General features: G+C 70.9%; 11 protein-coding genes and 1 tRNA gene. 4 read left to right on the forward strand and 8 right to left on the reverse strand.

Annotation, left to right across the window (positions count from 1 at the left end):
- Nucleotides 1-3: 3 nt before the first annotated feature.
- Both JI742_RS10390 and JI742_RS10395 read right to left on the reverse strand, forming a co-directional pair.
- The gene (locus JI742_RS10390; RefSeq protein ID WP_201826613.1) at nt 4-612 is read right to left on the reverse strand and encodes a hypothetical protein; all 609 of its coding nucleotides are present in this window, start codon (nt 610-612) and stop codon (nt 4-6) included.
- Between the two features lie 95 nt (nt 613-707).
- Entirely contained in the window at nt 708-1,253 is a 546-nt protein-coding gene (locus JI742_RS10395; protein ID WP_201826615.1) for an AbiU2 domain-containing protein, read from the reverse strand.
- 736 nt (nt 1,254-1,989) lie between these two features.
- Here JI742_RS10395 and JI742_RS10400 point away from each other — a divergent pair.
- The 3 genes from JI742_RS10400 to miaA all read left to right on the forward strand — a co-directional run bounded on the left by JI742_RS10400 (nt 1,990) and on the right by miaA (nt 5,748).
- The gene (locus JI742_RS10400) at nt 1,990-2,325 is read left to right on the forward strand and encodes a YnfA family protein (protein ID WP_201826617.1); all 336 of its coding nucleotides are present in this window, start codon (nt 1,990-1,992) and stop codon (nt 2,323-2,325) included.
- Nucleotides 2,326-2,522: 197 nt separating this feature from the next.
- The gene (locus JI742_RS10405) at nt 2,523-4,691 is read left to right on the forward strand and encodes a pseudouridine synthase (RefSeq protein WP_201826619.1); all 2,169 of its coding nucleotides are present in this window, start codon (nt 2,523-2,525) and stop codon (nt 4,689-4,691) included.
- A 43-nt stretch (nt 4,692-4,734) separates the two neighbouring features.
- Nucleotides 4,735-5,748 carry a tRNA (adenosine(37)-N6)-dimethylallyltransferase MiaA gene (gene miaA, locus JI742_RS10410; protein WP_201826621.1) on the forward strand — a complete coding sequence of 338 codons (1,014 nt, stop codon included), beginning with the start codon at nt 4,735-4,737 and terminating at the stop codon, nt 5,746-5,748.
- Between the two features lie 98 nt (nt 5,749-5,846).
- Here miaA and JI742_RS10415 read toward each other — a convergent pair whose 3' ends face one another.
- The 5 genes from JI742_RS10415 to JI742_RS10435 are packed head-to-tail and all read right to left on the reverse strand — an operon-like array spanning nt 5,847 to nt 16,679.
- Nucleotides 5,847-7,661, reverse strand: coding sequence for a cellulose synthase subunit BcsC-related outer membrane protein (locus JI742_RS10415; RefSeq protein ID WP_201826623.1), 1,815 nt, complete (start codon nt 7,659-7,661; stop codon nt 5,847-5,849).
- Entirely contained in the window at nt 7,658-10,162 is a 2,505-nt protein-coding gene (locus tag JI742_RS10420; RefSeq protein ID WP_201826625.1) for a tetratricopeptide repeat protein, read from the reverse strand. The genes JI742_RS10415 and JI742_RS10420 overlap by 4 nt, the downstream gene beginning before the upstream one ends.
- A complete protein-coding gene (gene bcsZ / locus JI742_RS10425; RefSeq protein WP_201826627.1) occupies nt 10,159-11,277 on the reverse strand; it encodes a cellulose synthase complex periplasmic endoglucanase BcsZ in 1,119 nt (372 codons plus the stop codon). The genes JI742_RS10420 and bcsZ overlap by 4 nt, the downstream gene beginning before the upstream one ends.
- Nucleotides 11,277-15,680 carry a UDP-forming cellulose synthase catalytic subunit gene (bcsA, locus tag JI742_RS10430; RefSeq protein WP_201826629.1) on the reverse strand — a complete coding sequence of 1,468 codons (4,404 nt, stop codon included), beginning with the start codon at nt 15,678-15,680 and terminating at the stop codon, nt 11,277-11,279. The genes bcsZ and bcsA overlap by 1 nt, the downstream gene beginning before the upstream one ends.
- 3 nt (nt 15,681-15,683) lie before the next feature.
- Nucleotides 15,684-16,679 carry a ParA family protein gene (locus JI742_RS10435; protein WP_201826631.1) on the reverse strand — a complete coding sequence of 332 codons (996 nt, stop codon included), beginning with the start codon at nt 16,677-16,679 and terminating at the stop codon, nt 15,684-15,686.
- 811 nt (nt 16,680-17,490) lie between these two features.
- Here JI742_RS10435 and JI742_RS10440 point away from each other — a divergent pair.
- The gene (locus JI742_RS10440; protein ID WP_201826633.1) at nt 17,491-18,162 is read left to right on the forward strand and encodes a hypothetical protein; all 672 of its coding nucleotides are present in this window, start codon (nt 17,491-17,493) and stop codon (nt 18,160-18,162) included.
- Between the two features lie 87 nt (nt 18,163-18,249).
- Here the strand turns inward: JI742_RS10440 and JI742_RS10445 are convergent.
- Nucleotides 18,250-18,325: transfer RNA gene (locus JI742_RS10445), tRNA-His, on the reverse strand.
- Nucleotides 18,326-18,330: the final 5 nt, after the last annotated feature.

Consider the following 18,330-nt stretch of genomic DNA (forward strand, 5'->3'; position numbering starts at 1 on the left):
GGGTTAGGCCTCACCGTCGGCTGGTGGTTCACCAGTTGATTCTTCGATGACTTCTTCGACGAGACGCGTGAACTTTGGACTTGACAGGAGCGATCCGCTTGTGGCGTGTTCCAGTTCATTGATGCCTTCCTTGATAAGTGGAAGGTAATCTGCAACTGAGCGATGAGGCTTGCCCCCGAGGGGCTTGCGCATCATCCAGTGTTCGTTGTTCGTGAAGAACTTGAAGTGCAGTAGTTCGCCCAACTGTCCGTGAATCGCTGCTAGGCGCCCCGAGACCGGTGTGAACTGTAAGACTGTGGCGCGGCCGCGCTGTTCGTTTGTCAGTCGTACTGTGCTTGCTCGCCCTGCATCCGGATCAATCGCCAGAAGGCGCTTCAACAGCTTTGTTGCAACGTAATCCGAGATGTCCTTCTTGTCCTTGCCGATCGACTTGAGTGCTGGGCCAAGGTACTCGTTTAGCCGTGCTTCGATCCCAAATCTCAATTCGAGCGCTGCGTAAAAAATATGTTCCAGAGCTTCTGTAGTCTCAAACGCCTCGATGTGCTGCTTTGATCGAGCGAGGAAGGATCGTGCCCCAGTGTGGAAGCGCAGAAAAGGGTAGGAATTGTCCATCGCAATGCTCGTGAGGCCTAGCGTTTGAATTCACCAGACGCTGCGCGGCTTTATCGCGCAGCGTGCGGTGGAATGATTGGTTAGGCACCGGCGGGTCACTTGAGGGCACGAAGAAGACTCAACGTGGCTTCGCCGAGCCTTCCGTCGCGCGGAATACCAGTAGCGCCTTGATGAGGGGCGCCAGCGAGTTGCTCCACGAACGCGGCGGCATCGTGGATGATGCTCCGTACTTCTTTCCAAGTGATATTGAGCGGGCCGAATACATCTTTCTCGGATAGGGCGGCGTCGATGTGGGCAACCGTCTTATGGCGCACCGTGATGAGAGGGGTCGCCCGACTAGCCAATGAAGAGAAGCGTGCCTCGATATCTTGAAACTTCGTGGGCTCGGCAATGCTGCGCACGACCGCCAGATAGTTTGGTAACGACGACGAATCAGAGCGTTTGTCGAACAGGTGCGCCAAGTAGATGAAGCAGGCGGTGTAGTGCGCATCTTGCGATGCGCGGAAGAAGTCGCTGTGCTTGCTCATGACGCCAGCGAGTTGTGGCTTGGCATCACTCACTTGTGCCCACCAAATGTCATAGTGGGCTTTTGCTCCAGTGGCCGAGCTTATGAGATCGGAAAGAATCTTGGCGGATTTCATCGTCAATAGGTGCTGCAATTCACCGAGCTGCCTATTGTTGTGCAATTGGTCGTTGTAGGTTTTTGCTTAATAATAACGGGCGCAGGAGTCTGAGGCGGAGGTACATAGCGTTCCCCTGTGAATTTGAAGTCGGGCATTTTTCCGTCTGATGGACCACAGGCATAGGTCATGGAGTACCAAGTTACAGGGCCAGGCAGAATATCTGCAATCAATCCACCGGCATGACTTTCGCTTGATATGACACGATAACTGCCTCCGCTGGGGCAAGTCTGAGATGCCTGCTCAAAACACTTTGACGGATCGGAAGTGCATTTGACAGTCTTTATGGATGTGCCATCTGGCGCTTGGTATTCCTTGACGCTGGTAGTTGCGCAACCTGTAAGAAGTACCGCCATAACTAAGGGGATGGATCGAAATTTCATTGTTTGCTCCTCATGTTGGGCCAGGCATGATGCTGTGCCCGACGTACTTTAGACATCAACCCAGCACCTGCCGCTTGACGCCCAATGTTCCAAACGCGCCGACGTTACACGCTCCGGCCTCCTGAGGGCGGCCCCCTCCTTCGGGGCACTTGCCAAGCGCATTAGGCGGCTCATTCGAACAAGGCCGATGGCATGTCGCCGGACCGACGTCGTTCCACGGCCCGGCCAAGCTTTGACTGACACCTGCGGCCGTTTCGGCACTTGCGCCTGGGCTCAGGCTGCCGGCGGCACGGATCTGGCTCGCTCCCTCGTCCATGGACCTTCTCAAAACCTTCAGCCTCTTCGTGCTCACCGCCCTGGCCGAGATCGTCGGCTGCTACTTGCCCAGCCTCTGGCTCAGCCAGGGGCGCAGCGCCTGGTGGCTGTTGCCGGGTGCCGCCAGCCTGGCCCTGTTCGCGTGGTTGCTCAGCCTGCATCCGGCGGCTTCCGGCCGGGTCTATGCGGCGTATGGCGGGGTCTACATCGCGGTGGCCCTGCTGTGGCTGTGGGGCGTGGACGGCCTCAAGCCCCGGCCCAGCGACTGGCTCGGGGCGGGCCTGGCCCTGGCGGGGATGGCGGTGATCGTGATGGGTGGGCGAGAGGGTGGCTGAGGCTTCGCGCCGCACCATGGTCCAATCCACCCCCGCAGCGGACCGGCCTCCAGCCGCCCCCGCACCGCGTCCGGGCCCCTTGAGGCGCCCGGCTGACCCCCTCCCCCGCCCTTGCCGAGAGGCAACGCGGGCCCGGGCCGCGCCCCGATCTGTCTTCGGCGCCGCCCCTGCCATCGCCCCGCCCGGGGCCTGCCACCATGGCCACCCTCAAGCTCCCCCCCAAGTCGCCCCGTCCGCAAGCGGACCGGCGCCAGGACAAGCGCAGTCCCGTGCGCGGCATCACGCCGACCGGCCGCCACCTGCACCAGAAGCACGAGAAGCACGAGAAGCAGCAGCGCGACGAAGCGCCGGCCCGCGTGCTGCCCGATCCGGGCCGTCCGCCGCGCGGTGATCGCCCGGCCTTCGGCGGCCCGCGCCGCGACGGCGAGGCCCCGCGCAGCCCGCGGCCCGAGCGCGGCGCCGCCCCCGGCGGCTGGCGCGACGAGCGCCCCCGGCCCGACCCCCGGGGCGAGCGCGGCGAGCGCCCGCGCTTTGGCGGCCCGCGGCCCGAGGGCGGTGGCTTCCGCCAGGGTCCGCGGCCGGAGGGCGGCGGCTTCCGCGACGGCCCGCGCCGCGAGGACGGCGGCCCGCGCTTTGACGACCGGCGCCGCAGCGGCCCGGGCGGCAGCTTCGGCAACGACCGCCGGCCGGCGCCGCCGCGTGAGGCCGGCTTCCGCCCGCCGCGCGAGGGCGAGGGCAGCGGCTGGGCGCCGCCGCGGGACGAGCGACCGCGCGGCCCGCGCCCCGACCCGGCCTTCCGCCGCGCCGGCGAAGGCCCGGACGAGCGCCCGCGCTTCGGCCCCCGGCCCGATCATCGCGGGGGCCCGCAGGATCGCGGCCCCGGCCCGCGCTTCGAGCCGCGCGGCCCGCGGCCAGACGGCGAGCGCAGCGGCGGCACCGATCGCTTCGGCGGCGACCGCGGCCCGCGCCGTGAAGGCGGTTTCCGGCATGAGGACCCGCGGGGTTCGGGCGGGGATCGGCCGCGCTTCGGCAGCCAGGGTGGTTCGGGCGGAGATCGCCCGCGCTTCGGCGGTCAAGGCGGCCCGGGCGGAGATCGCCCGCGCTTCGGCGGCCAAGGCGGCCCCGGTGGGGATCGCCCCCGCTTCGGCGGCCAAGGCGGCCCGGGTGGGGATCGCCCCCGCTTCGGCGGCCAAGGCGGTCCCGGCGGAGATCGGCCCCGCTTCGGCGGCCAGGGCGGTCCGGGTGGAGACCGTCCCCGCTTCGGTGCCCAGAGCGGCCCCGGCAGTGACCGCCCGCGCTTCGACGACCGCGGCCCGCGCGAGGGGGGCCCGCGCTTCGATCCGCGTGGTGGCCGGTCGGAGGGCTTCCGCCCCGACGAGCGTCGCGGCCCGCAGGGCGGTGGCGGGGGCGGCGCCTGGGGCGGCGGCCCGCAGGGCGATCGGGATCGCGCGGGGTCGCAGGGCGGGCCGGCACGGTCGGGTTGGCCGCAGCCGCAGGCTTCGGCACGCGGCGCTTATGGCCGCCCGGCCGCACGCGACGCGGACGATGAGGACGACGATTTCCCGGCCCACGCGCCGGGCTCGCTGCGCCTGTCGAAGCGCCTGGCGGAGCTGGGCCATGCCTCGCGCCGCGAGGCCGACGACTGGATCGCCGCCGGGTGGGTGAAGGTGGACGGCCAGGTGGTGGACACCCTGGGCGCCCGCGTGCTGCCCAGCCAGCAGGTGGAGATCGACCCGCGCGCCCGCGAGCTGCAATCGCGTCAGGTGACGGTGCTGCTGCACAAGCCGGTGGGCCTGGTGAGCGGCCAGGCAGAGGACGGGCACCAGCCCGCCATCACCCTGGTGACGCCGGAGAACCGCTCGGGCGCCGATGCCAGCGGCATCGACTGGCAGGCCCACCATCTGCGGCATCTGGCGGTTGCGGGGCGGCTGGATGTGGATTCCTCCGGCCTGCTGGTGCTGACGCAGGACGGCCGCATTGCGCGCACGCTGATCGGCGAGCGCGAGGAGGACGACGACAACGGCGTGGAGAAGGAGTACCTGGTCCGCGTGGAATGGTTCGAGCGGCCCGAGCTGGGCGCCGAAGCCGATCTGAAGACCCTCTTCCCCGAGGATCGCGTGCTGACCCTGCGTCATGGCCTGAGCCTGGACGGAAAGGCGCTGCGGCCGGCGCGGGTGTCGTGGCAGAACGAGACGACGCTGCGCTTCGTGCTGCGCGAGGGCCGCAAGCGGCAGATCCGCCGGATGTGCGAGCTGGTCGGCCTGAAGGTGACGGGCCTCAAGCGCGTGCGCATCGGCCGCGTGGCGCTGGCCTCGCTGCCGCCGGGCCAGTGGCGCTACCTCGCCCCGTGGGAAAAGTTCGACTGAGCGGCGGCGCGGCCCGGCCGGGCCGGGGCGCGGGGGGTGGGCGATGAGGCCCGGCCTGCGCCTGGCCCTGGCCGGCCCCACCGCCAGCGGCAAGACGGCGGCGGCCCTGGCCCTGGCCGCGCGGCTGCGCGCGCGCCATGGCCTGGCGGTGGAGATCGTCAGCGTCGATTCGGCCCTGGTCTACCGCGGCATGGACTGCGGCACGGCCAAGCCCAGCGCAGCCGAGCGGGCGGCGGTTCCGCACCACCTGATCGACGTGATCGACCCGGCCGAGCCCTTTTCGGCCGCCCGCTTCGTGGCCGAGGCGCAGGCGGCGATGGCCGACATCGCGGCGCGCGGCGCGCTGCCCCTGCTGGTCGGCGGGACGATGCTGTACTTCAAGGCCCTGTTCGACGGCCTGGACGAGCTGCCGCCCGCCGACCCTGCGCTGCGCGCGCAGATCGAGGCCGAGGCCGCCGCCCGCGGCTGGCCGGCCCTGCATGCCGAGCTGGCGGCGGTGGACCCGGCCAGCGCCGCCCGCCTGGCGCCCGGCGACCGGCAGCGGGTGGGCCGCGCGCTGGAGGTGTGGCGGGCCAGCGGCCGGCCGCTGTCGGCCTTCCACAGCGGGCGCTTCGACAAGCCGGCCCGCGCCGACAGCGGCCCGGCCGACACCCTGCTCTTCAGCCTGGAGCCGCAGGACCGCAGCGGCCTGCATGCCCGCATCGCCCAACGCTTCGAGGCCATGCTGGACGGCGCCCTGCCCGACGAGCTGCGCGCCCTGCGCGCCCGCGGCGACCTGCATCCCGAGCTGCCCTCGATGCGCTGCGTGGGCTACCGCCAGGGCTGGGCCGTGCTGGATGCGCTGGCCGCCCAGGGCCACCCGGCCGCCGTGGCCGGCCCGCTGCCGCCCGCCGCCCGCGCCCGCTGGGCCGAGGAAGGCGCCGCCGCCACCCGGCAACTGGCCAAGCGCCAGATGACCTGGCTGCGCAGCCTGCCCTGGCGCCACGTGATCGCCGCCGAAACGCCGGCCGAGGCGGTGGCCGACACGCTCGCCGACGCGCTGGACGCGCGGCGCTGAACGCAGTCGGCGGATCACCGCCGGCCGACGTCTCCAGACTTGATGCGCAGCGCCTGCGCGCCACGGGGCCAGCGCGAGCCCGGGCCGGCCCGCGCCGATCAGGGCTGGCCCGGCCAGTTGGTGTGCAGCTCGGGCGGGCTGGGCTGGGCGTCGAAGAAGTACTGCAGGTAGAGGCCGCCGGCCACGTCGTTGTAGTTCGGGCTGTACTCGGTGCGCAGCCAGCCGCCGGCCTTCAGGTTGGGGCTCATGCGCCAGGCCGCGGCGCCTTCCAGGCCATAGGCCGCGCCGGTGTTGCGCTGCGCTTCATAAAAGCGGTTGCCGGTGCTGCGTTGCAGGCTGGGGCGGTTCGGGAAGTAGGGGCTGTCGTCCTCGCGGGCCATCTGCCAGCCCAGGCGGCCCTTCAGGCTCCAGACCACGTCGTCGCCACCGTGCGTCCAGGCGGCGGTCAGGCTGGGCCGGTAGTACTCGCGCGGGCTGAAGTAGCCGCCGTGGCCGTAGGTGAAGCCGCTGAGGTTGCGCTGGTAGCTCATCACCAGCAGGTCGGCGCCGATCTCGATCTGGTCCTGGTCCGAGCCGAGGTCCAGCGGCACCCGCACGCCGGCATTGGCCTGGAAGCGGCGGTTGCTGACCACGTCGGTGCCGTTGAGCGTGCCGAAGAGCACCGAGCCGTAGGGTTGGTAATCGCCGTCGCTGTCGTAGGCGCCGATCTGCACGCTGTGGCTGATCACGCCGCCCCAGGTGTCGCCAGTGACCGGATCGTCGAGGCCGGCATAGGACAGCAGGCTGTCGGTGATCGGCCGGCGCGCCAGCTCCAGGCGCAGCGGCGTGCCGCTGGGCGACCAGACCAGGCCGCCGACCCAGGTGCTGAGCGGAAAGCCCAGCGGCGTGGTGCCGACATCGACCTGCCAGCTTCCCTGGTCGAGTTGCAGATTGAGCGCCAGGCCGGTGGCCGTGCTCTCGGGCGCGATCGGCGTGCCGACCCGGCCGAGGTTGGTGCCGACCAGGGCCGCATCGGCGCTGCTGGCCGGGCCTCCGGCATCGAGGTTGACCACGGTGGCCGAGGCGGTGACACGGCCCAGGGCGCCGAGCACGGTGGAGCCCTCGGCCCGCACATCGATCTCGCTGAGCGTGCTCAGGCCCTCGGTGCCCGAGCGCTGGCGGTAGGACGCGCCGCCGTCCAGCCAGCCGCTCATGCGCGCCTTCAGCTCGGCGATGCGGCGCTCGGTGTCCTGGCGCTCGCGGGCATTCAGGCCGGCTGCGGCGGCGGACCGGGGCGGGGCGGCGGGCGGCTCGGTCTGCGCCAGGCGGGCGGCCGGGGCGGCAGCAGCCGCGGCCGGCGCGGCGGGCCGCACGCCGTAGATCTCGGCCAGCGAGGGGCTGGGCGCCGGCGCCACGGGCGGCGGCGCGGGGCTGCGCGGCGCGACCGGGGCACGGGCGGGCAGCTCGGCCCGCGGGCTGGCGGCGAGGACGGGGGCTTCGGCCGCTGCCGGCCGGGCTTCGAGGGACTGGGCGCGCGGCGCCTGGCCCGACAGCGCGGTGCTGACCCGGCCGCGCGGGCCGGCCGGCTCGGCCGGGGCGGCCACCTCGCGCAGGCTGGGAGCATCGCGCAGGCTGGCGGCTTCGCCGCGCTCGCGCACGACCAGGGCCTCGGCCGGCAGGTCCTCGCCATTCAGGCTGCGGATCAGCGCGGCGCGCTTCTCGGCAAGCTGGCGGCGCATGTCCTCGATCTGCCGCACCAGGCGGAGCTGCTGGTCGAGCTTCTCGCTCTCGGCCTGCATGGACAGCAGTTCGTCCTGCAGGCGGCGGGTGGCGTCCTGGGCCTGGCTGGGCAGGGCCCAGGCGGCGGCCAGGGCAGCGACCAGCAGCAGGGGGCGGGAAGGCAGCGTCGAAGTCGTCATCGGTCGCAGGCTCATGGGGCATCTCCGCCGGCAAAGGCCGGCAGGCGGACAGGGGCGGGGGCCGCGGCAGGGGCGGCGGACGGTGCGTAGCGGCGGCCGGCCGGGGCCGCGCCCGGCGTGCTGCCCAGCACGGATTCATAGCGCTTGAGAGCCTGGCCATAGCGGCCGCTGGCCTCGTCGACCTGGGCGGCCAGGCCGAGCAGGCTGCGGTCTTCGGGGAACTGCTGCAGGGCCTCGTCGACCCAGGCGGCGGCCTGGCGGCGGTCGCCCGCGCCGAGTGCGGCGCCGACGGCGGCGCGGTACTCGGCCGGCGTGGCCGGATCCGGCAGCTCGCGCAGCAGGGCCAGGGCCTGGGCCGGCTGGCCGGCGGCCAGGCGCACATTGGCAAGCTGGCGCGGGTAGTGCGCCTCGTCGGGGAAGAGGCCGGCGAGGTGCTCGTAGATCGCTGCGGCATCGTCGTGGCGCTTGCGTTGCATCAGGGCGCCGGCCTCGCGGTCGCCGCCGTAGCGGAAGAGCTCGCGCACCTGGCGGGTCTGGTCCTCGCTGAGGCCGGGGGTCTCGTAGAGGCCGATCAGGTTGCGGTAGAGCGCGGCATCCTGCTTGGCCTCGTATTGCTGCCAAGCGGTCTTGAGCGCGATGTCGGCATTCAGCTTGCGGGCGCTGCTGGCCTCCAGGCTGCCGGCGGCCTTGCGCGCGGTGTTGAGGTCGCCGCGTTCCAGCGCAGCCTGGGCCTGGGCCTCAGCTTGCAGCAGGCGCAGTTGCTGGAACTGGCGCTGCTGGTCGGCGTCGAGCTTGGCCTCGGCCAGGCGGCCCATCACCGATTGCAGCAAGCCGGCCTCGCCTTGTTCGCGCAGCAGCCAGGCCAGTTGCAGTTGCTGGCCCGGCGGGGCCGTGCGGTGCAGCAGGAAGGCGCTGTCCAGGGCCTTGCGGCTGCGCTCGCGGTCGCCCGTCTGCTGCGCCGCCTGGGCGATGGCGAGCTGGTGGCCGATCTGGCGACCCAGGCTGTTGCGCACCTTGGCGGGCATGCGGGCCTCGCTGGCCAGCAGACTGTCGTACTGGCCAGCCTGGGCCAGCAAGTCGTTCTGCGTCTGCCACAGGCCCAGGTTCTCGGGCTGCAACTGCAGGGCGCGGCCCAGGGTGTCGAGCGCCTCTTCGCGCTCGCCCGAAGCCGATTGGGCGCGGGCCAGGCCGATCAGCACCTCGATCTGCCTGGGCAGCAGCTCGTCGGCGCGGAGGTAATAGCGCAGCGCCTCGCGCGGGCGGCCGGCCTCGGCCTCGGCCGCGGCGATCTCCAGCGCGCCATAGCCCATGGCTTCGCGCATGCGGCCCTCGGTCTTGGGCGAGGCGGGCAGGCGGTCGAACAGCTCCAGCGCATCGGGGTAGCGGCGCTGGGCCATGCGGACTTCGGCCAGCCCTTCCACATAGGCCGTGGCCTCGGGATTGCGACCGCTCAGGCTCAGGAAGTGACGCTCGGCCTCGTCCAGCTTGCCGGCGCGCAGGGCGGCATAGCCGGCTTGCAGCTCGCTGCCCTCGGCGCCGGCGGCGGGCTGCGGCGCGCGGCTGGGGGCCGCGGCCAGGCTGGGCGCGGGCGCCTCGGAAGACTCGACCGGCTGCACGCGACGCGGTCGCGGTGCGGGCGGCAGGCTGCCCAGTCGGGCCGAAGGAGCGGCGGCGGCGGCCCGCGGCGCAGCCTCGGCCATGCGCGGCGCCGGTCGCGGCGGCGGCGGCTCGATCCGCGGCGCCGGAGCCGCTTGGGGTGCGGCCACCCGGCGCTCGGGTGCCGCCTGCGCCACCACCGTGCCGGCCCGCGGCATGCCGCCGGGAATGCCCCAGCGCTTGGCCTGGGCCACGGCCTGGCGGGCGGCGGGGCCGATGTCGTCCGACCGGTCCTGCAAGGGCAGCAGCAGGCTCACGCCCTCGCGGCGGGTGGGCGCGTCGTAGCTCAGCAGTTCGCCCAGGACGAGGGCATAGCGCGGCTGGTCGGGCTCGGCGGCAATCAGCGCCCGCAGCCGGCGCTGGGCGGCGGCCTTGCCGCCCGGGGTCTTGGCCAGGGCCTTGAAGTAGGCATCGGCCAGCGGCGGCGGCGGCTCGCTGCCGGCCAGGGCCTGGTCGTAGAGCTTGAGCGCGGCGGCATGGTCGCCCCGCGCCTGGGCTTGACCGCCGTCTTGGATCAGGCCGCGGCCTTCGGGCGGCAGGGCAAGCTGCTGCTCCAGCCGGGCCACCCAGGGCGCATTGGGCGCCACGGTGCGCAGGCGGGCGAGCGCGTCCTGTGCCTCCTTGCGGCGGCCGGCGCCGGCGTCCAGCAGGCCGAGCCGGCCGATGGCCTCGGCATCGTCGGGCGCGACGGTCAGCAGTTGGCGCCAGGTTTCGGCGGCCAGGTCGCCCCGGCCGCGGGTTTCCAGCGCGCTGGCCTTCTCGCGCAGGAAGCGCAGGTCCTCGGGCGTGACCGCCCAGGCCGCCGGCAGGGCCAGGGCCCCGTGCAGCAGCAGCGTCCATCCCCAGCGGGGCAAGCTCATCGTGCACCTCCACCGCGCTGCAAGCGGCCCTGGGCATCAAAGCGGTAGACACCGCCGAGATGGCCCAGAGCGAACAGCGCCAGGTTCTGGTCGTAATACATGGCGGGTTGGCCGTAGAGGCCGCTCTTCTGGCGTTGCCGCTTCACGTCCTGCTGCAGCGGGCCGTCGGCCAGGCCGAGCTGGCGCAGCAGCGGCAGCAGGGCCGCGCTGAAGCCCACCGGCCCCTGGCCGCGCAGGCTGCCGTCGGAGGGATCGACCTCGCGCGGCACCTGGCCATGGCGCGCCACGGCCTGGGCCATGCCCTTGAGCGTCTGGCTGATGGCGGGCGCCCCCGGGCTGGCGGGATGGCTGAGGCCGGCCCAGAGGTAGACGCGGATGGCGTCGTAGCTGCCGCTGCGGCCGCTGGGCGCGCCCTCGAAGCGCTGCTGGGCGGCGTTGTAGATGACCCAGTCCGGCGCCAGGCCGATGGGCGCGAGCTTGGCGAGGAAGGCCGGCATCGCATCGGCCAGGCCCTGCCAGGGGCCGGCCGGATCGGCCTCGGCCAGGCGCAGAAAGAGCGGCAGCGTGAGGTAGCTGGGGTTGAGCAGGTAGCGGCCTTCGCCCTGCGAGCTGCCGACCCGGCCCAGCATCAGCGTGGGGCCCCAGGGCGGCAGCAGCAGCACCTCGTCGCGGGCGATCAGGTCGAGCAGCGCGCGGCCGAGCTGGCCATAGCGCGGCTGCTTCCACAGGCGCTCGGCCTCGATCAGGGCATAGGCCATCCACAGGTCGGCGTCGGAGGCGCTGTTCTCGTCGAGCACGCCCCAGCGCTCGCCCCCGAGCTGGCCCCAGCGCCAGGCCGGCAGTTGACGGCTGAGGTCGCCGCCCGCCAGGTTGGACTGGGTCCAGGCCAGGAGCTTGTCGAAGGCCGCGCGGTCGTCGGCCACCAGCGCGAAGAACATGCCGTAGGCCTGGCCCTCCGAGGTGGTGACGAGGCCCAGGGGATCGACGACCCGGCCGTCCGGGCTCAGGAATTCCTTCTTGTAGGCCCGCCAGCTCGTCTGCCACTCCGCCGGCGAGGCGGCCGGCGCGCAGCCGGGCAGCAACAGGACGAGCAGGGCGAGGATCCACGCACGCATCAAGCCTTCTCTCCCAGCCGGCGGCGGCTGCGGCGGCGCAGCCAGATGCCCAGGATGAAGGCCTGCAGCAGGGCGGCCAGGGCCACGACGACCGCGATGACCCAGGGCGCATGGTGCAGGCGCCAGCTCAGCCAGGTCCAGGGCGGCAGGCTGCCCAGGGTGTAGTCGGGCGACTCGACGATGAAGGAGCGGGTCTTGCCGTCGCCGGTCAGCACCGAGACATTGCCGAAGACGCCGGCCCGGGCCTCGCCATCCAGCAGGGCCTGGGCGAGCAGGTTCCAGCCTTCGGCATCGCGGGCGATCAGCAGCGAGGCGCTGCGCTCGTCGTGCAGCGGCGAGACGATCTGCTGGATCAGGGCCTGCGGCCAGACGCCCTGCCCCAGCAACTGGCCGAGCGCGCCGGCGCCGACTTCACCGTCGAAGGTCTGCCACCAGGGCTGCAAGCGGGCCAGGCGGCTCCAGCTCCAGACCAGCTCCTGCTGCTGCACGCCGCCCGAGCTGCCGACCCGCAGCGGCAGGTGCTCGCCCCAGCTCGACAGCAGGGGCTGGCGGCCGGGCTCGCCGAAGACGATCAGGTCCTTGTCGGCCTGGGCCTGGGCCTCGGCGGGGTTGAGCACGCTCAGGCGCAGCGCGGGGTAGCCGGTCTGGCCGCCCCAGTGCGCCATCAGGCTCAGGAAGAGCGAGGCCGCGCCGGGCGAGACGCTGTCGCCCATTACCACCGCCGTGCGCGCGAAGTCGACCTGGCGGGTGTAGGGGTAGCCGCCGTTACCGAACACGGCGAGGTTGGGGAGCTTGATGAAGTTGGGCACGCCCACCAGGTCGAGCTTGGAATCGGCCAGCAGGGCGCCGCGCAGGGTGTCGGGCGTGGTGTCCTTGCACTCGCCTTCCTTCGCGATCTGGAAGCCGAAGTAGATGTCGAGCTTGTTGTCCTGCGGGTAGAGCCGGTCGGTCGGCAGGCCGATGGTGTATTCGACGGCCTGGGAGGCCGCATCGAGCGAACCGCTCAGCGGCGAGGAGCCGGCGAACAGGTCGTTCACATTCACCGTCAGCGCCGACTGCTTGCCCAGCGGCGTCGGGTTGTAGGTGTAGGCCAGGGTCAGGGGCGCGGACTTGCGGTTCCAGAAAAACAGGTCCGGCGGCAACTGGAAGGGCACGTTCACATAGCCGGCATTGCTGACTTGCAGGCGCTCCAGCTCGACCAGCTCGCCGAGCTTGATCGGCCGCGACGTGGAGGCCCAGCGCGGCGCATCGTTGATGCCGCGCGGCGCAGGCAGGTTCAGCTCGCGCACCAGGGTCTCGTCGCCCGCCAGGCCATGCTGGCCCAGGGCCAGGGCCTGGGCGGCGCTGCGCAGCTCGTCGCCGTTGCGGCCGTAGAGCAGCAGCACCGAGCTGCCGACATCGCTGGGGTGGTCGCGCACCAGCAGCATCGGCCCGGTGGCCTGGGGCAGGCCCATGCCCTCGGCCCAGGCGGGCAGGCCGGCGGCGCTGCTGATCAGGGCGATGACATGGCCGCGCGGCAGGCTGGCGCCTTCGGCCACGCGGAAGCGCGGCGTGGCATTGCGCGCGGTGGTGCCGATCCAGGAAGCGACGATGCCTGCCGCCTCCAGCACCGGGCCGCCGGGGTTGGCCGGCAACTGCACCTGCACCGGCTCGGGCTGGCCCTGGCCCCAGCGCTGCAGGAAGGGCGCGGGCAGGCGGCGCAGGCGGTCGCTCAGGCGCAGCACGCTGCCGTCCAGGCGCAGCAGGGTGTCGGGCAGGATCTCGGCCCACAGCGAGCTGTGCGTCGGGTCCTCGCAGGTCAGGGTGTAGTGGCCGAGGAGCTGGAAGGACAGGCTGTTGCTGCCCTTGAGGGCATACACGTCGAGCGGCACCTCGAACACGCGGGTGTCGAGCTTGTCGCTGGCCCCCTCGGCCGAGGTGGTGACCGAATAGGTCGATTGCAGCGAGCCGTTCAGGTAGACGTTGATCTGGCTGAGCTTGGCCAGCAGCGCAGGCGAATGGCGCAGCTTGACGGTGACGCTGGCCGAACGCACCAGCTTCTCCTGCGGGATGTCGAAGTACAGCGCCTGCTGGCCGTTGACGCCGCTCAGGCGCATGCCCTGGCGCAGGCCCATCTGGGCCAGGGTCCACTGGCCGGAGAAGCCGGGGCCGGGCGGCGGCGCTTGCTCGACGATCTCCACCGGCGCCGGGCGGCGCGCGGGGGCGGCTTCGGCCGGGCCGGGCAGCAGGCCGGCGCCCAGGCCCCCCAGGGCCAGCAGCAGCGCCGCTGCGGGGGCACTGCGGCCGCCCAGCAGGCTGCCGACCATGCCGCGGCTGCCGCGCCAGGCCAGGCGGGCAAGCAGGCCCAGGCTGGCCAGCGGGCGGTCCGGCTCGCGGGATTCGCCCAGGCCGAGCCAGGCGTCGGCACGGGTGTAGAGGAGTCGGACCACGTTGACACGCTCCGGAAGTTGCAGATCAAGGAAGGCCAGGCGCATCGGGGCCGAGGCGCCATCGCCAGCGACCCAGCGAACCGGCAGGGCATGGGTCTCGCCGCTCCAGTCGAGCAGCAGCTCGCTGCCTTCCTCGAAGGTCAGCGGGCGGCGGGGATCGAGGCTGCGCAGGCTGAGGCCGCCGTCGGACATGTCGACCGTCTGCGCCGCCTGCAGGCCGCGCGGGCTGCTGAGCTGCACCGGCACCTCCAGCGGCACGCGCACGTGGTCGCGCAACTGGCGCTGCTCGCGGGCCACGGCCAGAACGGCGCCGATGATCACCATGTTGTAGACGGTCCAGATGGCGGTCATCCAGACGGTGGCGGTCTCCTCGCCGGCCCCCAGGCCCAGGCGCACGGCAGCCGCCACCAGGCCGGCGAAGTTCAGGCCCCACAGGATCATGTAGGGCCGGGCGATGCGGCGGTCGAAATAGGCCTTCTCGATCAGGCCGCCCTTGGCCGTGACGTTGAACTTGCCCAGCTTGGGGTTGACGAGCGCCAGCAGCGTCGGCAGCAGGATGTAGGGCGCGAGCACGGTCTCGTAGACCTCGCTCCAGAAGGAATGCCGGTGGCTGCCCTGGATGATGGAGTTGGTCATGTTGGCCATGACCAGGTGGGGCAGCGAGTAGGCGGCGAAGGTCAGCGCATAGGCGCTGAGCACCCGCAGGTCGAGCAGCAGGAAGGCCAGCGGTGCGGTGAGGAAGACGAGGCGCGGGATCGAAAACAGGAAGTGCGCCATCGCGTTCAGGTAGCACAGGCGCTGCCACAGGCTGAGCCCGCGGCCGAGCAGCGGGTTGTCGATGCGGAAGATCTGCGTCATGCCGCGCGCCCAGCGGATGCGCTGGCCCACGTGGCTGGCCAGGTTCTCGGTGGCAAGGCCTGCGGCCTGCGGGATGTTCAGGTACGCCGTGCGCCAGCCCAGGCGTTGCAGCTTGAGCGCGGTGTGGGCGTCCTCGGTGACGGTCTCGACGGCGATGCCGCCGATGCCTTCCAGCGCGTCGCGGCGCATCACCGCGCAGGAGCCGCAGAAGAAGGTGGCATCCCAGAGGTCGTTGCCGTCCTGCACGATGCCGTAGAACAGCTCGCCCTCGTTGGGCACGACGTGGAAGAGGCCGAGGTTGCGCTCGAAGGGGTCCGGCGAATAGAAGTGGTGGGGCGTCTGGAGCAGCGCGATCTTCGGGTCGCGCAGCATCCAGCCCATGGTGACCTGCAGGAAGGAGCGGGCCGGCACGTGGTCGCAGTCGAAGATGGCGATGAACTCGCCGTGCGTCTTCGTTATCGCATGGTTGAGGTTGCCGGCCTTGGCATGGGTGTGCTGCGCGCGGACGATGTAGCCGGCGCCGACACGCTCGGCAAAGGCGCGGAATTCATCGCGCGTGCCGTCGTCGAGCACGTGGACATGCAGCTTGTCGCGCGGCCAGTCGATGTGCAGCGCGGCGATGATGGTCGGCTCCACCACCGACAGCGGCTCGTTGTAGGTGGGGATGTAGACATCGACATGCGGCCAGTCCTCAAGCGGCCGCTCGATCGGCACCGGCTTGCGGTTCAGCGGCCGCGCGGTCTGCATGTAGCCGAGGAAGAGGATGACCCAGGCATAGACCTCGGCGCCGAGCAGCGCGAAGGTGGCGACGTAGTCGACCCAGCCGTAGCGCGGGTCGTCGAAGCCCAGGGTCTCGGTGAAGCGCCAGTAGGCGTAGCGCGAGGTGAGGTAGATCGAGATGCCGATCAGCACCAGCGTCACCCAGCGCCGGCCCTGCATGCGCCGCGCCGTGATCCAGGCGAAGACGCAGAGCAGCACCGAGATGAGGGTCTGGCCCTGCCAGTCCAGCGGCACCACCACCATCGGCGCCATCACCGCCAGCACGAGCAGCACGGTCACCCAGAAGGCAAAGCCGCTCCCCAGCCCCCGCAGGGGCTTGTTCTTCTCAATCGTCATGGATCAGGCCTGATGCAGCCGCTGCAGGGCGGCCAGCGCGCAATGCGCGTACAGGGCCTGGAAGCCGGCGCCACGGAACAGCTCGGCTGCGAAGGGCTCGCCCTTGAGCATGCTGGCGGCAAGGCCGGCATCGCGCAGGACGGGCAGGCTGGCCAGTTGCGGTCCGAGCAGCTCGCGAAGCGAAGCTTCGACCTGTCGGTGCACGAGGTCGTCCGGGTCGAAGGTGTTCAGCACGAACAGGGCCTTGCCGGGCTCGCCTTCAAGCACCCGCAGCATGGCCTCGGCGGCGCGCAGCGCAAAGGCGTCGGGGCGCAGCGGAATCACGTTCAGGTCGGCATCGGCCAGGGAACGGCGCCACAGCTCATGGTGACCCGAAGGCAGGTCGCAGATCATGAAGGCCTGGCCGGCCAGTCCGCTGAACAGCTCGCGGCACTGCGGCTCGCAGCGCTCGATCAGCGAGACCGGCCAGACGCCGTGGCCGGGGATGTCCAGCGTCGAAGGGCAGAGCAGGCCCACGGCATGCGGCCCGCCCTCGCGGCCCAGCACCAGGGCATCGGCGCCCGGCACCCGGCGCGCCTGCGGGAAGAAGAGGCTGGCCTCGGCCGTGCCCTTGAGGTCAAGGATGCGCGGCGCCCAGCCGGCCTGCGCCAGTTGCGCCGCCAGGCCGGTCGCCAGGGTGCTGACACCTGCCCCGCCCTGGATGGAGTGGAAGACGACGCGCGGCGTGCGCTCCGGCGCGGCCCGCTCCACCGCCTGCGACGGCCGGAAATCGAGGTTGACCCTGCCCAGGCCCGGCAGCTCGAAGCTGGCGCCCGGTTGCGGCGTGAGCGAGGTGAGCAGCTCGGCCTCGTCCATCAGCGAAGCGGGCGGCAGGGTGCTGGAGGTGAAGTTGCGGTGGAGGTCGTCCTCGCGCGGTGAGGCCGGTAAGGTCTCTGTCTCCGGGGGCGACGACGGCAGTGTCTCGACACGCGAAAGGGTCAGCGCGTCGTGGCCATCCACGTCGGCATCAAGCTCTGCGGAGGCTTGAAGTGCATCCCCCTGCACGAGCTGCGGCTCGGGCCGCGCGGCCGGCGCCGCGGCACTGACGCGTACCGCTTCGGAATCGGGGCGAGCGTCGTCCGCCAAGTCCATCGGGCCGGGCTTTTGATCGACATCGGCCGGCTGCCTGGCGGTGCCTTCGTGCAAAGGCCTTGCCGCCGCCTCGCCCCGCAGCGAGCGCGGCGAGAAGTGCCGGTAGGACTCGATCCCGCCCAGCCCCAAACGAGAGAACAAGGACGAGACGTCCGCGCTGATCCCTGTCCTTTGACCCATAGCTCAACTCCTTGACGTGATGTCTTGCCTTGCTTCTTCCGATGGATCGCGCCAGCGGGCGCGTTCATGCCGGTGCTGCCGCGCCACGAGCATTCGCACTCGTCGCATAGTCAGCATATGGTAAACAAGCAGTCAATGATACGTATGGATACAAGCGGTCTTCATGCAAGCTTCAGCTCTCTGTTGTGACTTGCCTGCATACAGCACCCTGTGTTCAAGGGGGGGTGGTCGCCCAGCGTGGATCTCCATGCAAGAACAGCACGTTACAAGTGCATGGACGAATCGTCCTCAGGCTCACTCTTTGTGCTTCTCAAGCATCCGGCCCTCGGTGCAGTTATGCTCTAAAGCATAGGTGCAGTGCGCGTTACAGAGTCGACGCTTGCGCGCGGTCAGGCAGTATTCCCTTGCATCACGCTTGCTATGCTGAGTGGAATTGGATGTGTCTTTTTGCCCTTGATGTCATGCAGATGCGCATTCCACGCTGGTGCATAGTGAGTGCATGTCACCTCACAAGCTCATCCGGCGTCTTGTGGAGGATGCGGGGGGCGCCCTCCCTGTGGCCAAGGCCATGGGGACACCCGGCTTCCAGCCCACGCTGCACAAGATCTGCAGCGGCCGTGTTCGCAGCCCGTCGCACGAGACCGCACGACGTATCGCTGATCACTTCGGACTCAATGTCCTGGCGCTCTATGACGAGACGATTGCTGCCTCGGAGTGGGAACGTCTGTACGGCGCGGACCCGACGGATCACGACCTTCGCCCCTTCGCTTCGCCGCAGCGCATGCGTTCACCCGCCCAAGTCGAGGCGTGGGACCCGGAGCTGCTGCCCGAGGAATTCACCAAGCCTGCCCTGCTGAATCCGGAGACGCTGATGACCAACCCAGGGAGGGGGCCATCCACGTTCAAGACGGTGCTGGAAGACGAGGCGCTCGCACCCGAGCGCCCGACCGGCACCCTGATGGTCTGGGATCGCAACCTGCGGCCGACGCCCGGCCGGCCGGTGCTCGTGCTCGATGCGCATGGGCGGCTGCACGCCCGCATCTACCGCGAGGGCAAGACTCCGGGCGGCTGGCACGGCGTGCCCAGCAACCCCGCCTACGCGGAGTATGGCAGCGCCGATGGCGCGACGGTCTATGCCAGCGCAAGCTGGTCGCTGATCGCCGAGAGCTGAGCCCATCGGAGCCCGATCCGCGGCCTCAATGACAGAGGGCCCTGACTTCTTCCGAAGTCAGGGCCCTTGGCTTGATCAAATCTCAGGTGGGGTGGCTGATGGGACTCGAACCCACGACGACCAGAATCACAATCTGGGACTCTACCAACTGAGCTACAGCCACCAAAG

The organism is Piscinibacter lacus (assembly GCF_016735685.1).
GTDB lineage: Bacteria > Pseudomonadota > Gammaproteobacteria > Burkholderiales > Burkholderiaceae_C > Aquariibacter > Aquariibacter lacus.

Bases quoted from the DNA above. Each gene is read 5' to 3' on its own strand.
- JI742_RS10390 (WP_201826613.1), bottom strand. From the start codon at position 612: ATGGACAATTCCTACCCTTTTCTGCGCTTCCACACTGGGGCACGATCC.
- JI742_RS10395 (WP_201826615.1), bottom strand. From the start codon at position 1,253: ATGAAATCCGCCAAGATTCTTTCCGATCTCATAAGCTCGGCCACTGGA.
- JI742_RS10400 (WP_201826617.1), top strand. From the start codon at position 1,990: ATGGACCTTCTCAAAACCTTCAGCCTCTTCGTGCTCACCGCCCTGGCC.
- JI742_RS10405 (WP_201826619.1), top strand. From the start codon at position 2,523: ATGGCCACCCTCAAGCTCCCCCCCAAGTCGCCCCGTCCGCAAGCGGAC.
- miaA (WP_201826621.1), top strand. From the start codon at position 4,735: ATGAGGCCCGGCCTGCGCCTGGCCCTGGCCGGCCCCACCGCCAGCGGC.
- JI742_RS10415 (WP_201826623.1), bottom strand. From the start codon at position 7,661: ATGAGCCTGCGACCGATGACGACTTCGACGCTGCCTTCCCGCCCCCTG.
- JI742_RS10420 (WP_201826625.1), bottom strand. From the start codon at position 10,162: ATGAGCTTGCCCCGCTGGGGATGGACGCTGCTGCTGCACGGGGCCCTG.
- bcsZ (WP_201826627.1), bottom strand. From the start codon at position 11,277: ATGCGTGCGTGGATCCTCGCCCTGCTCGTCCTGTTGCTGCCCGGCTGC.
- bcsA (WP_201826629.1), bottom strand. From the start codon at position 15,680: ATGACGATTGAGAAGAACAAGCCCCTGCGGGGGCTGGGGAGCGGCTTT.
- JI742_RS10440 (WP_201826633.1), top strand. From the start codon at position 17,491: ATGTCACCTCACAAGCTCATCCGGCGTCTTGTGGAGGATGCGGGGGGC.